Origin of the sequence: Enterococcus sp. AZ040, assembly GCF_050499185.1 — a bacterium.
Classification (GTDB): Bacteria; Bacillota; Bacilli; order Lactobacillales; family Enterococcaceae; genus Enterococcus_D; species Enterococcus_D entomosocium.
Genome location: NZ_JBMHEW010000001.1, coordinates 2135174 through 2149764 on the forward strand (window position 1 = coordinate 2135174; position 14591 = coordinate 2149764).

The 14591-nt window shown below is 41.2% G+C and carries 12 protein-coding genes; 8 read left to right on the plus strand and 4 right to left on the minus strand.

The window, feature by feature from the left end:
• Positions 1–51 precede the first annotated feature (51 nt).
• Together IGK63_RS09925 and IGK63_RS09930 are read left to right on the plus strand one after the other, a co-directional pair.
• Complete coding sequence (locus tag IGK63_RS09925; RefSeq protein ID WP_005235163.1) at positions 52–309, plus strand: hypothetical protein; 258 nt, start codon at positions 52–54, stop codon at positions 307–309.
• A 346-nt stretch (positions 310–655) separates the two neighbouring features.
• Positions 656–841, plus strand: coding sequence for a hypothetical protein (locus tag IGK63_RS09930; RefSeq protein ID WP_016613442.1), 186 nt, complete (start codon positions 656–658; stop codon positions 839–841).
• Between the two features lie 50 nt (positions 842–891).
• Here IGK63_RS09930 and IGK63_RS09935 read toward each other — a convergent pair whose 3' ends face one another.
• The 3 genes from IGK63_RS09935 to IGK63_RS09945 form a co-directional block, all read right to left on the minus strand.
• Positions 892–2361, minus strand: coding sequence for a glycoside hydrolase family 1 protein (locus tag IGK63_RS09935; RefSeq protein WP_008378658.1), 1470 nt, complete (start codon positions 2359–2361; stop codon positions 892–894).
• 91 nt (positions 2362–2452) lie between these two features.
• The gene (locus IGK63_RS09940) at positions 2453–4354 is read right to left on the minus strand and encodes a beta-glucoside-specific PTS transporter subunit IIABC (RefSeq protein ID WP_016613444.1); all 1902 of its coding nucleotides are present in this window, start codon (positions 4352–4354) and stop codon (positions 2453–2455) included.
• 169 nt (positions 4355–4523) lie between these two features.
• A complete protein-coding gene (locus IGK63_RS09945) occupies positions 4524–5366 on the minus strand; it encodes a PRD domain-containing protein (protein WP_008378663.1) in 843 nt (280 codons plus the stop codon).
• Between the two features lie 1046 nt (positions 5367–6412).
• On the opposite strand from IGK63_RS09945, the gene IGK63_RS09950 reads away from it, so the two are divergent.
• Positions 6413–7276: a helix-turn-helix domain-containing protein gene (locus IGK63_RS09950; RefSeq protein WP_016613447.1), complete on the plus strand. Its 864-nt coding sequence runs from the start codon at positions 6413–6415 to the stop codon at positions 7274–7276.
• Positions 7277–7587: 311 nt separating this feature from the next.
• Here IGK63_RS09950 and IGK63_RS09955 read toward each other — a convergent pair whose 3' ends face one another.
• Positions 7588–9381: an oligopeptide ABC transporter substrate-binding protein gene (locus tag IGK63_RS09955; RefSeq protein WP_429972490.1), complete on the minus strand. Its 1794-nt coding sequence runs from the start codon at positions 9379–9381 to the stop codon at positions 7588–7590.
• Between the two features lie 361 nt (positions 9382–9742).
• Here IGK63_RS09955 and IGK63_RS09960 point away from each other — a divergent pair, with 361 nt between their 5' ends.
• The 5 genes from IGK63_RS09960 (at position 9743) to IGK63_RS09980 (ending at position 14501) form a co-directional block, all read left to right on the plus strand.
• Positions 9743–11044 carry a DUF1576 domain-containing protein gene (locus tag IGK63_RS09960; protein ID WP_005235137.1) on the plus strand — a complete coding sequence of 434 codons (1302 nt, stop codon included), beginning with the start codon at positions 9743–9745 and terminating at the stop codon, positions 11042–11044.
• Positions 11041–11391, plus strand: a complete 351-nt coding sequence (locus tag IGK63_RS09965) for a hypothetical protein (protein WP_008378669.1) — start codon at positions 11041–11043, stop codon at positions 11389–11391. Before IGK63_RS09960 ends, IGK63_RS09965 begins: the two co-directional genes overlap by 4 nt.
• 168 nt (positions 11392–11559) lie before the next feature.
• Positions 11560–11922 (plus strand): YxeA family protein, encoded by a 363-nt coding sequence (locus IGK63_RS09970; protein WP_005235132.1) that lies wholly within the window; start codon positions 11560–11562, stop codon positions 11920–11922.
• A 7-nt stretch (positions 11923–11929) separates the two neighbouring features.
• Positions 11930–12682 carry an ABC transporter ATP-binding protein gene (locus IGK63_RS09975; protein ID WP_005235131.1) on the plus strand — a complete coding sequence of 251 codons (753 nt, stop codon included), beginning with the start codon at positions 11930–11932 and terminating at the stop codon, positions 12680–12682.
• Positions 12683–12695: 13 nt separating this feature from the next.
• Positions 12696–14501 carry an ABC transporter permease gene (locus IGK63_RS09980; RefSeq protein WP_005235129.1) on the plus strand — a complete coding sequence of 602 codons (1806 nt, stop codon included), beginning with the start codon at positions 12696–12698 and terminating at the stop codon, positions 14499–14501.
• The last annotated feature ends 90 nt before the right edge of the window (positions 14502–14591 follow it).

Below are 14591 nucleotides of genomic sequence, written 5' to 3' on the forward strand. Positions count from 1 at the left end.
ACGTTGTAAGCTATCCTTTTACTCAAATCAATTTGAATGAGGAGAGATAAAATGATCCAACTTGCTCGCTTGATCTTTTGGGTACCAGTCATCTTTTTTTCGTTAGGATTGATCATCGTAACGAAACGATTGCCGCGTTTCACATGGGTTTCCTTATCCATCACGGTTTCTTTAGTGATCTTTGTTTGTAAGATTTTAGAGTATTCCTATACGATGCCTGACATGCAGCTAACTTTCTATTTTATGGGTTTCTTGATTTCGGCTAGTCTTCTTTGTTTTATTTTCTACTTGAGGATCAGAAAACGGTGAATGACAGTGGCGGGTTTTCCACGTAAATTAGTCAGGTCCCCAGTAACTAGGGACCAATAGCTTCATCAAATACACGGGTTTCTTCCTATCTTTTTAAAGAACTCCCCTCCCCTGAAAAGGGGCTTTTTTATTGCTAGTTCTGATTCTAACCTCAAGCTTACTGTGTTACTCTAGAAAGATTCGAATCAAAATACAAGGATGTGCCACTCGTTTTTCTCCCCCCTTCCTGCACACAATCGTTATTCCATGAGCTCCTTGCCTTTTTAACGAACTAAATATATAATGAATTTGCAAAATAATAACACGAAAGAACAAATCATCAATCCTCATAAAAGGAGCTTGCCCTATGAACTGGCTGACCTTTGTCGTCCAACCACTGACCCTGTTGTTTTTTCTTACAGTATTCTCTCTTGTCTATTTGATGCCCGAAGCCGTTGTGCCTAAGCCCAAAATGAAAAAATGGGCGTTGACTGTTTCATTGATCTTTCTAGCATGGCAGCTGCTAACCCCCTTTCTCTTCTTTTTTTACTGAGCACAACAAAAAAGCGGCTCTCTTTTTTGAGAGCCGCTTTGGTTTATTTTTTAATCCTGTAACAAACTACCGCCATTGGTAGCAATGACTTCTTTGTACCAGTAAAAACTATCTTTACGGGAACGGTCAAAGCTACCGTTTCCTTCATCATCCGCGTCTACATAGACAAAGCCGTAGCGTTTCGACATTTCTGACGTTGAAGCCGAAACTAAGTCGGTACAACCCCAAGGCGTATAGCCCATCAATTCCACACCATCTTCGATCGCTTCATACATTTGTTCGATATGCGCCTTCAAATAATCGATTCGATAGCTGTCATGGATCGAACCATCCTCTTCCACCGTATCCAAGGCACCTAAGCCGTTTTCAACGATAAACAATGGTACTTGGTAGCGGTCGTACAAGTTATTCAAAGTCACACGCAAGCCGATTGGATCGATTTGCCACCCCCAGTCAGAGGCTTCCAAGTATGGGTTTGATTCGCCTAAAGAAAAGTTGCCGGCCGTTGCTTCGCCGCCTTCTTCAGGATTGTGGCGGGCAATAGAACTCATGTAGTAAGAAAAGGACATGAAGTCGACAGGGTATTGCGCAAGAATGTCTAAATCGCCATCTTCGAAGGTCACTTCGATGCCGTTTTCTTTAAAGAAGCGCTTCGTATACGCTGGATACTTCCCACGAACTTGGACATCAGAGAAGAAGAGATTCTCGTGGTCACGCTTGATTTCTTCCATCACATCTGCTGGATTTGGTGTAGCTGGGTAGGCTTGCATCCGTGCCAACATCATCCCTACTTTGATATCAGGATTGATTTCGTGGGCAAATTTTGTTGCTAAACTAGAAGCCACAAATTGATGATGCACAGCTTGATACATGTCAGAAAGGTTTTGCGTGCCATCTTCGGATAACAAGGCACCGCCAACATAGCCAGAGATCCCCATGATATTGATTTCATTGAAGGTCAACCAATATTTGACTTTGTCTTTGTAGCGGGTCAACACAGTTTCTGCGTATTTGACGAACAAATCGATCACTTGGCGATTTTTCCAGCCGCCATAGTTTAACGCGATCCCGATAGGTGTTTCGTAGTGAGAGAGGGTCACTAAGGGTTCGATCCCGTATTTTGCACACTCATCAAACACGTTGTCATAAAATTGCAAGCCTTCTTCATTTGGCTGAACATCGTCACCATTTGGAAAAATTCTTGACCAAGCGATGGACAGACGGAACGTTTTAAAGCCCATCTCTGCGTACAAGGCGATATCTTCTTTGTAACGATGGTAGAAATCTGATCCCCAACGTTTTGGATACAAGCCTTCTTTGTCATTTAAGGCAAACAAGACTTTTTCCCGAGTCATTGGTGCAGCAAATTCTGCCATGTTTTTACGGTCTTCTGGTTTGACAGCGATCGCCGTATCGGATGTCGCTGGGCCACGTCCGCCTTCGTTCCATGCTCCTTCAAATTGGTTGGCTGCAGTGGCGCCGCCCCATAAAAAGCCTTTTGGAAATTGTTTTTCTGTCATGATTAGCCTACTTTCTTTTTCTTTATTGATCGACACAGCGGATCAGTAAGAAAGCATTCTTACTGATCCTACGACGTGCCGATAAACGCATTTATTTTACGACTTCGATCAAATTGTCGTTCGCTGTTACTTCTTTTGACTGTGTCGTTTGGATGTCACTGTAGTCGTTAGAGTTTGTGACGATGACTGGTGTCAGTAAGGAATAGCCTTCCGCACGAATCGCTTCAGTATCAAAAGAGATCAATTTTTGACCGGCTTTGACTTTGTCTCCTTGGTTGATGTAGGCAGTAAAGTGATTGCCTTCAAGTTCCACCGTATTCATGCCGATGTGGATCAATAATTCTGTCCCATCCTCAGTGACTAAGCCGATGGCATGTTTTGTTGGAAACAAGATTTTGACTTCTGCATCTGCTGGAGCAGTGATTTCACCGATCGCTGGTTCAACGGCGATCCCTTTTCCCATAGCACCTGAAGAAAAGACTTTGTCTTCCACATCTGCTAAAGCAACCACTTGACCGGTTACTGGGCTTTTGACTGTTTCATCTTTGACGCTGGCAGAAACGGTTTTTACTTCTGGTGCTGGTGCTGCTGGTGTTGCTTGACCGTCGACTGGTGAATCAACAGTTGTATACAAAGTTGGTACTTTCAATAACATCATGATGATAAATGACGCTACGATTGCAATAACTGTACCGATGGCTAAGTGGATCACGCTATGGAAGCTGCCTGTTGCTGGATCGATATATGCAGGGTACAAGAAGATACCCATACCGCCCATTGCGTAACCAGTAACGTTAAAGATTGACAAGTAGATACCAACGAAACCTGAAACTAAACAAGAAACGATAAATGGTGTTTTCATTGGCAAAGTATAACCGTAGATCGCAGGTTCAGTCACACCGAAGATCGATGAGATCAATGCTGGCATTGCGCCTTGTTTGACTTTTGGTTCTTTCGTTTTCAACCAAATCGCTGCTAGCACACCCGTTTGCGTGAAACATGGTAGCACTGCGGCGGTCAAAATAATCGAAGAGCCGTTTTGCGCCATATCCATGATCGCCAATGGCACAAGACCCCAGTGAAGACCAAACATTACCAATACTTGCCATAATGCCCCTAAAGCAAATCCATAAATGATTGGGCTGAAATCATAAACCGCTTGGAAAGCAATACCGATCCAGCTAGATGCTGTATTTGCGACTGGACCTACCACAAAGAAGGTCAACGGCACAGTGATCAAAATCGTTACAAAAGGAACCACAAACATTTTGACTACATCAGGTGTAACTTTGCGCATAAACTGTTCAATTTTCGAAGCGACAAAAATCGCTAAAATAATCGGCAATACGCTATTAAAGTAGCCACCTGCTGGTAAGGTCAAGGTTAGACCAAAGACTTTGCTCGCTTCAGCAACGCTTTCTGCTAAACCAGGATAGACCATCGCACCTGCAATCGCTAATGCTGTATAGGTATTCATCTTGAATTTCTTTGCAGCAGTTACGGCTAAGATCATAGGTAAGTATTGGAACAAACCATCGCCTAGGGTATTCATTACTACATAGATTCCATTGGTCGCTTCCATCCCAGTTGCTGCAAGTAGCGCTGTGATCCCTTTTAAAATACCGGCTGCCGCTAATGGACCTAAGAACGGTTGAAACAAGCTTGAGATGACATCGATAAAGCGGTCAAACAAACTGCCTTTCTTTTCGTCGCCTTCGTCGATATCAAGACTGCCGCCATCGGCTAATCCGCCGACTTTCAGCACTTCATCGTAAACATCTGGCACATGATTACCGATAACCACTTGGTATTGTCCGCCTGCTTTGACAACGGTCACGACACCGTCACGTTTTTGCAAATAATCTGTGTCTGCTTTGCTTTCGTCTTTTAAGTGGAAACGTAAGCGAGTCACACAGTGTTTTACAGAAGAGACATTTTCTTTGCCGCCAACGTGGGCCAAAATGTCTTGTGCTAATTCAGTATATTTTGCCATTTTGATTTCTCCTTTTTAATAGATCATTTAATAAAAATAAAAAGACCGGCCATTTCTACAATAAACAAGCAGGAGTATCACCCATAAAAAACGAGACGGGTCTCCTCAACGAGTATTGTAAGAAAGTGCAGGTCTTGCCAGCCGAACTGTAACGAATCCATTTCCATTCTTAGGTTAATTTTGAGTGAGCGGCTAAGTTACCGATATGCAGAATCAAATACATCAATTCCATATCGTTGACATGCCAGCCCTTTTGTTCAAATAAGTATTCTTTGATCGAATCTGCGGTTTCTTTTTCTTTCGGATAGCTGCTGAAAGCCAAGGCAATCATCGGATTAGCCAATACTGGCTCTTCTTTTTCTTGACTTTGTCGAATTAAATAATAGCGAATGTGGGTCACAAACCGTTGGAAGTAGGAAGAATTCTCATCGTACTCGATGTTCATGCTATACTTAACGATCCGTAAAATATTGTTGGTCAACTCGGTGTGCTCATAGGCACTTTGATTGGCGCTTTTTTCAATTTGCGCATTGACGAAATGCAAAGTGATAAACGCAGCTTCTTCTTGCGAAAAATCGGGATACAGCTCTTTGCGGATCAACTCGACCGCTTGGACACTGACCGCATATTCCTTGGCATAGATTTTCTTGATTTCCCAATGCATGGGATTGGTCAAAACAATTTCTTGCTTTTGACGACTGATGGCAAACAAGATATGATCCATCAGTGTGAAATAAACGTTTGGATTGAAATCGGTTCCAACACTTTCCCGAAAAAGACGCACGATTTCATAAATGACGGCCATTTGTTTCTCGTCAGCCTTCGTCATGACTTTCGACATATGTTCCACTGTCAAGTCATCTTCTGGGTAGTATTTTTTTTCGATTCGCTCAGCCGGAATCAGGTCACCCGGTTTCGTTTGAAAGCCGATCCCTTTTCCCATTAGGATCACTTCAACTTCATCTTCTTTTGAAAGTACAACATTGTTGTTGATCCTCTTGATAATCTTCACGAACGATCCTCCTTGATCAGCATAGCGCATACACAGCTTTGCATCGTTTGACGTCTATGCAGAAGGTCTTGTATTTTTTTCTTTCTCTGACTTGCCATTAAGTGACGAGGTAAATGTCTGCTCCAGGCAGTACTGCAGGATATCGTCAAACCTAGCTGGCACTTCATTGCGTTTTACTTCTCCCCTCCTTTGATGATCAATGACTGGACCTTACCTTGGAACCGGTTCTTTTTTAGCGAATAGAAATAATGGAGCAAAAAAAGAAGACCAAAGCAAAAAAGTGTACAACCCAAGAAACTTTGGGTAATCAATGCACTTTTTTCCTCTGGTCTTGCCTGCCGAACAGTAACGAATCCAGTAATGAGAACACTCTCGTGTTCCGTTGAGATAATAGTACTCATTCTGAGAAAAAATGTCAACACTTTTTTTGCAAACGTTTTTCTTTTTTGTTTTTGACTTTTTTTCACTATCTTTCTCACTGAATTTCTTTTCTAGCTTTGGTCTTTTAGTTCACTTGAAATACAAGGTTTACTGTGTAGCACAATAAGACCACAAAAAACCGTAATCTTCGTGCATTACGGTCATAGCTGGAAGTATGATGCTTGAAAGACGATCAATCACAAAGAATCAGAAAATTGGGGAAGGTCTGGTGCATGACAGACATTCAACGGGACTGACCACCTTGCGCGATTCATGCGTTTCATGACTTCCACAAACGAAAAGGTCTCTTTGAGTGGGGGAATCAACCAAATAACCTTTCGATTCTTCAAGATCTTCTCTTTCCTGCTTAGAATGTTCGCAGTTCGCCGCGAAAAAAGCAGGACGTAAACTAAATTTCATTTATCAATCTGTCACTGATCCTTCAATGACAAGTTTCTAAATGAAAGCCTGTACTAGTTTTTAAATGGGTTGATTTCCCAAGGACCAAATGGTTCAAATTCCATGAAAAACGACCTCCTTTATTATTTGCTATACCCTATTATATTTGATAACATGTTATTAAAATCACATTGTTCAGAAATGCGTCACAATTAAGGAGGTCCCCCATGAAACAGCAAGGCTCTTTAATCAAAAAACTGCGCACAGATCGCAAAATCTCGCAAGCCAAGCTTGCCGAAGGTATTTCCTCTCGCACCACCCTTTCTTCTTTCGAAAATCGCAAAACAAATCTCTCTTCACAAACCTTGTTTGACTACTTAGACAAAATGAATATCACGGTTCATGAGTTCAGTCTGTTGATCGACAGCGAAGCCACAGGTCAAAAACGTCAGCTGGTGCAAGATTTCTATACCCGATACTATGATCGAACACTGACTATCGACTACTTGACTAGCCTTGAGGAACGCTACTTTGAGACACAAAATTTTTTTTATTATTCTTTGTATGTCCAAGGCCTGCTGCTGCTCAACCGTGAATCATTTCTGATGAATCGAGGAGCTTACACCCAAGAAGTTGAACTGGTAAAGCAATACTTGTTTGATATCGAAACATGGGGGCGCTTTGAGTTAAACTTATTCTCAAATTTGTTATTTATTTTTGACCAAGAAACCATCAGTTATTACTTAGATCATGGGATCAAAAAAATCCTTCACTACGCCAATGATCCCTTTTATGCAAATTTGTTAAGTGTTGTGATCTTAAATGGCTGCGCCTTTGCCAGTGAAAGTAAGGATTCCTATCTGCTTAACAAGTTTCTGCTTTTGTCTCATCCCTTGCCTAATACACCTCTGTATTTTTATTTGAAAATCCATCAAGTCTTGTATCAAGAAATTTACTCCTATTTGCAATCTTCTCAATTAAACAAAGAAGTGTTAAGAAACAGCTTAATCGTTATCGAACAAGCCGGTTACCAGAACCATAAAAATGACCTGCAAAACTTGATTCATACCGTGACGAATATCTCCATTTAACATTCTTCCCTTTGAATCATCCTATATCCTTACAAACATGATTTATCTTTTTCGTAAACGCCTGTCTGCTTATTGAAGGACAGGCGTTTTTCAGTCAAATGCTAGCCTAACTTGTACACAAAAAACCAGTTAGGTGCGTAGACCTAACTGGTTTTCGGGCTAAAATCTTAAAACGTATCTGGTTTATCCTGACCCAGATTTGATTTTACACAACTCATCCCTCCGGTTAACTATAGAAGTAAACTGAGCTGGCTTTTCAGAAAACGACAAAAGCGTTGTTCTCTTTTGATTTCAGTGATTCAACAAATCGATTAGCGAGATTCTGAAGTCACTCCGATAGTCGCCCATGGATTATGATCTGGATCATATGCCCACGTAAAGTTTGCGACACGATCAGAGACCGGCAAAACTTGGTTACGGTACAATGTCGGAATAGCAAACGCTTCTTCAAATGCATATTCTTGCCATGCATCAAATGCTTCTTTGCGTTTTTCTTCATCGAAGGAATCATTTGAATCGATGGCTGCTAACAATTCTGTATTGCGTTCAGACTCGTAACGAGTGTAGTTAAAGGCTGAATTTGGTCCCCATAAGCTAGTTGGTGATGGATCTGATCCAGTAGACCAAGCAGCTTGGAAAACATCGATATCTGGATCATCATTTTTCAACTTGTCATAGAATGCTTGGAAGTCGATCAAACGTCCTGTAGAGTATTGGACATCCAAACCGATTTCTTGCCATTGTTGGACATAGTAATCTGCCAGTGGTTGTGCCACTTCTCCACCTGACATTGAAGCAAAATTGATGGTTAATTTATTGCCATCTGGATCTTCCCGGAAGCCATCACCATCAACATCGATAAAGCCAGCATCATCTAGGAGTTGATTTGCTTTATCCATATCTAAGTGGTAGCCTTCCACATCAGTGCTGTGCAAACTACCATAAACCGGTGGGATCAATGTTGTACCATTTGAACGCAAGCCATGGTAGAAACGCTCACCAATCGCATCATTATCGATAGCATAGCCCATTGCTTGACGCAATGCTTTGTTGGCCATTTTTGCGTTTGGATCAAAATCAACACTATTTGTTTCGTCATTCCATGTTCCTAAATTAAAACCAAGATAGGTGTATGATTGTTCTGGTCGTCCTAACATTTGGTAGCCATCCATATCTTGATACGTATCGAACGTATCTGTTGGCATTTTCAATACTAAATCATATTGTTTTGCATTTAGTGCTTCATTGATCGATGCAGATGGAACATTACGCATCACAATTTTTTCTAATGTTGGTGTTCCCCCATAATAATGTTCATTCGGAACATACTCTACGGTTTCCCCAGGTACGATATTCGTCATCTTGTAAGGACCAAAACCAATTGGGTTTGTCCGTACAGGATCACTGGATGGCATATCTGCTACTTCAATACCTTCAAAGGTATGTTTTGGTAATGCCGCGTTCCAAATTGCTCCACCGGATTGCTGCATTCCAGGATGCATTTCCTTAAATTCGATCTCAACTACTTTATCGCTAACTGCTGTGATCCCAGAAATCGTATCTGCTTCACCGCTATGGTATTCTTCCATTCCAACAATATTAGTAAAGTCATTATTGTAGCGAACGCCATCATAGTCTTGATGACCAATGACTTCATAAGAAAAAATGACATCTTCGGCTGTAACATCTACCCCGTCCGACCATTTTAGTTCATCACGTAATGTGATCGTCGCTTTATTGTTTTCGACATCCAAGTCTAAGTCTGCAGGTCCACCATCAATAATCTTAAAATCCTCATCTTGTAAGAATAGATATTCATGACTTGGTAACATAAAGTCACGGTCATAGGCATCCTGATAGAACTCCCACTGGAATAATCCTTGGAACTGGGTGTCCATTACTACAGCAACGTCTAAAACTCCACCTTCAATCACTTCATCATCATTGACTACCGCTAACGGTAATGTGCTGATATCTGATGCTGCAGCGTCTGATGACGACTCTCCTGTATCTGTCGAACCTGTTCCACCTTCGTTACTTTGTCCGCAAGCCCCTAAAACAAGCGCTGCCAATAAAGTAATCATGCCAAACTTCGTTTTCTTCATACTCTTCCTCCTTATTAAATCCCCTCATTTGTGATTCACTGATAAAAAAACCAAGCAAACAGTTTTTTTATCTTAAAATGGCTTTTTTATTAGAAAATCTGAACGAGATTAACTAAATTATAACAATTTTCTCAAAACTCTTTCCGTCAATAATTTCATCAATCTATGAAATTATTGAAAATAAGACGAAAATCATTGATAAATCGCTATTGCTTTTTTTCAAATATTCTTAAGTTTTTCTTTTATGACGTTCCTTTTCTCTCATATTTTTCGAAAAACGCCTTGTGGAAACTGTCAAAAAAACCTTCTTAGACGAGAAAAGATGTGATACTATGAAAAAAAAGGAGCGTTCAGTGAAACTATGTCAGACAAACGAATTTTCTTACAAACGAAATCGAAACCTTTTGCACCGATCTCACAGCTCTTAACTCAGCGGTTGCTTCTGGCTTACAGCTGTGTGTTGATTCTACTCGGCTTGTTCACCTCGCCGCCTCAGGCATTGTGGCAAGGATCGTTGGCTATTTTGAATGCCCCTAGCAATTTGATTTCTGATTATTTTGCAATCGGCAATCTCGGAAGCGCCTTTTTGAATAGCGGCTTATTGACTTTGATTAGTATCCTGCTTGCTAAAAAGCAAGGAACCATTATTAGTGGTCCGATGATCGCAGCTTTCTTTACCATATCCGGCTTTTCTTTTTTTGGAAAAAACATCTTTAACTCAATCCCCATTCCCTTGGGTGTCTATCTATACTCTTACATACAGCAACGGCCCTCAACCCAGTACTCACTTGTCGCTTTATTTGGCAGTGCTGCCTCACCCGTCATTAGTTACTTAGCATTTGGCTTAGGCTTACCTTTGCCCCTAGGAATCGCGTTAGGTTATGGAATCGGCATTTTGATTGGCTTAACACTCCCCCCACTGGCAGCACAATTTTTACAATTCCATCAAGGATTTTCTTTGTACAATATTGGCTTTGCCACCGGTATTATCACTATGTTTTTCACTAGCTTTTTACGATTATTCGACATGGAAGTCTATTCGAACAAGCAATTGACGACTGACTATCACTATTATCTGACGGCTTTCTTGCTCATCCTTTGTTTTTTCTTGTTTTTTATTGGTTATTTTTTAAATAAACGATCAATAAAAGGTTTAACGGATCTTTTTAAAACTTCTGGGAAACTGATGACCGATTATGTCACAATTTTTTCACTAGGAATCACCATGATGAACATGGCAATGATGGGGCTCTTGATGTTAGTCTTTATTTTCCTGCTGCAAGGCGAGCTTTCCGGTCCACTTTTAGGGGCTGTATTGACCGTGATTGGTTTCAGTGCCTTTGGAAACCATTGGAAAAATAGTTTGCCCGTGATGATTGGGGTGGTCTTAGCCACCAAAGTCGGTTTGACTTCTGATGTATCCACCTTCAGCTTATTACTCACAGCGATCTTTGGAACAAGTTTAGCTCCGATCAGTGGGTATTATGGTCCTGTAGCTGGTATCTTAGCAGGCATCGTCCATGCAGCACTGGTCACAAATATCACTTATTTACATGGAGGATTGAACTTATACAATAACGGTTTTTCCAGTGGATTTGTCGCGGCGGCAATGGTACCATTGTTAGATGAATACCAACAAATCAGAAGGCGGCGAAAAAAATGATTGAAAAAGAACGGGCACGACGAATCGTCGATGAAGTAGTCACCTACTTTTTGTCCCATGACTGTCAAAAGATAACGAGCGAGATGGCCTTTGAAGCAGAAGGTTTCAAAGCAGTCGTGCAGGGCCCTTTCCCTGAACAGCCCTCTGATCTAGAACATTTTATCAACATGCTCAATACACCAAGAGACAGTACCTTGGAAAACTATTACGTTGAACTGTTGGGCGGTCATCAAACGATCCATGAAGAAAAAGATTACTATTTATTGGGATTAATGATCGATGAAGCCGCCATTATGTATGATGAGGGACAACTAGTCGTTGAACTGTTTCGCAAAAAATATGACTGAAGAGTAACAAGCAAACGACGTTTCTGATTTGTGGATCACACAATTCAGAAACGTTTTTTTGTTCGTTCCTCGTGACAAAATTGAAAGTTTATTGATAGATTTTTCACACTCCTTTTCAGAAAACTAGCGTTATACTTTCATCATAATAAAAAACGAGGTGACCTATTTATGAAAAAATTTTTGATTGGACTAGCAGTTGTCGTGCTTGTGGGATTTGGTGCATTGCAAATTGCTGAATCAGTCATCATGGGGGGCGACAGCTATTATGTCCAAATCACGACAGATGGCGAAAAGACGACTTCTAAAGATGACAGTGGCAATGTCTATACTCAATACCACTATGAACTACCGGCTTATGACGAAAATGGCAAAAGCAAAACCCTTGATTTCAATGGTTTCCAAGAGCGGCCTTTGCGTAAAGAAGCCTATTTGAAACTTACATGGAATGAGAAAAAAGGCGTGACCAGCTATGAAGAGGTCAAAGAAAAAGACATTCCCGCAAAAGCACTAACTCAATTAAAAGGAGCGTAACTTAATCATGGAAAAAATTATTCAAGCAAGTGAACTTACTAAAGTTTACGGAAAAGCCAACGAAAAACAAACCGAAGCCTTGAAAGGCATCAGCTTTGATATTGAAAAAGGTGAATTTATCGGAATCATGGGAGCTTCAGGCTCCGGTAAGTCTACCTTGTTGAACATTCTTTCAACCTTGGATCATCCAACCAAAGGTACGATCCGCATCAACAACAGCGACATCACCAAACTAAAAGGCGATGCCTTGGCAGATTTTCGCAGCCGTGAAATTGGCTTCATCTTCCAAGATTTCAATCTCCTAGAAAACTTAACAGCTTCTGAAAACATTGCGGTGCCCCTTTCTTTACAAGGAGTCAAACCAAAGATCATCCAACAACGGATCAAACGAGTCGCAGAACGTTTGTCTATCACGCATATCCTCGACAACTATCCGGCAGCAATCTCAGGTGGGCAAAAACAACGGGTGGCAGCCGCTCGAGCCTTGATCACGGAACCAACGATTCTTTTTGCGGATGAACCGACAGGTGCCTTGGATTCAAAAAGTGCCAAAGACTTATTAAATATGATGGACGACTTGAATACCAATGACCAAGTATCGATTTTATTGGTCACTCATGATCCCCTTTCTGCCAGCTATTGCCAACGTATTTTATTTATCAAGGACGGGAAGATCCATCAAGAAGTGAAACGTGAGGATCAAAGCCGGGAAGAATTTTACCGCAAGATCCTTGTCATTCTAGGAAACTTGGAACAATAAGGAGGAAGAACACATGCTTTGGAAATTATCACTTACCGGAATCAAAGGCCGGTTGAAGGATTATATCGTCCTCTTTTCTGGTTTAGTCATGGCCTCAGCCATCTTCTATATGTTCGAATCAATGGCCAGCAATGAAGCCTTTTTAAAAAGCAACTCGATCATCAGTATGGTGGTTTTTATCTTTCGCTTTGGTTCTGTCTTACTAGGAATCATCACCTTTGCCTACATTTTATACGCCAATTCTTTCTTAATGGCGATGCGGCAAAAAGACTATGCCATGTTTATGATGTTAGGAGCCAAAGGACGTAAGATCGCCCAAATGATTTTCATTGAAACATTCTTGGTCGGGATCGCCGCCACTGCTGTTGGTTCTTTACTAGGTATTGGATTAGCCAGTGGTGTCAATACCTTACTAGTGAACCAATTAAATTTACAGATCAGCCATTATGCGGCCTTTAATCTACAAGCATTAGTCGTGACACTTGCATTCTTCTCGATTCTCTTTTTGATCGCTGCTATCTTTAATGCACGGGCAATTGCCAAGAAATCAATTTTAGCCTTGTTACGAGAAACCAGCACTCCGGCGCAAGTCAAGCAACGTCCTTTCATGCTCTTTTTGCAAACTGTCTTAGGGATTTGTTCTTTAGCAGTCGGTTATTATATGATGAGCGACTTGATGAAATTCCAATTAGTGGGGATCGGTGTTGCCCTAGTTACTATTATTTTAGGGACCTACCTTGTCTTTCGTTCCGTGATCATCACGATTTTATCTTTGCTGAAGAGGACCGATGCCATTGCTTTGAAAAGGTTAAACAATTTCACCTTGTCTCAGCTAAGCTTTCGGATTCGTGATTATACGCAGATGCTATCGATGGTAGCCATGCTCTTTGCTCTTGCATTAGGTGCCTTGACTGTTGGTCTGGGCTTCAAAAACGAGATCCCAATTATGGCAAAATCCGTTGCCCCTTATGACTTGTATTTGAATAATGCCCAAAATGCTTCTGACGAAAAAGTTGCAGCCTTAAAGCCGACTCTTGATGTCACTTATAGTCTGAAGGAAACAGACGACACCCTTTATTACAATAAAGATCAATTCAACAAGAACAACTTGCTCAGCACCAGTACGAATCAGTTGAGTATCGACGTTACCTACAACAAGCTGTCGGGAGACCAATTAGCCAAAGATATCACCGCGCAGGACCAATTGCGTAGCTACCTCTTGCCAGAACAACGAGGCAAAGAGATCCAAGTTGTCGATCAAACCGCTTTTGACACAATCAATGCCCCTGAATCCAGCTTGCGAATGGTGCAAGTCAAAGACTTTCAAGCAAGTTACGATGCATTACATGAATTGGCGCAAACAAACCAAGAAACCAATACTACTGAAACTGCCGATACGAATTTTTCGCAACGGGTCTTCGTCTATGACACGTATAATGGTCTCTTCTCCGGTTTTGAATTTATGGGCTTTTTCTTGGGGATAGCCTTCTTGACGATGTTAGCAAGCTGCTTGATGTTTAAAATTCTTTCTGGGGCCAACAGCGACATTCAACGCTATACGATGTTGAAAAAAATCGGAACCCGGACTAGCTTATTGAAAGGATCGATCCGCAAAGAGATTGGTGTGCTCTTCCTAGTTCCTGGTATCTTAGGGATGATCCATGTCTTGTTCGGATTACAAATGTTCACAACATTGATGATCGATCCGTACCACGATCTATGGCTGCCCTTTGGCATCTTTATTGCTCTCTATGCCATTTATTACGTGGTGACCATCTGGTTATACACCAACATCGTTTTACGACCAAACAAAAAATAACTCGTACAGACTTTCTGAATTGCTCAACGCAAAGAGACCATCAATCCGCTTGATGGTCTCTTTCATTTCGTCGCTCTTCTATCGAAAAAA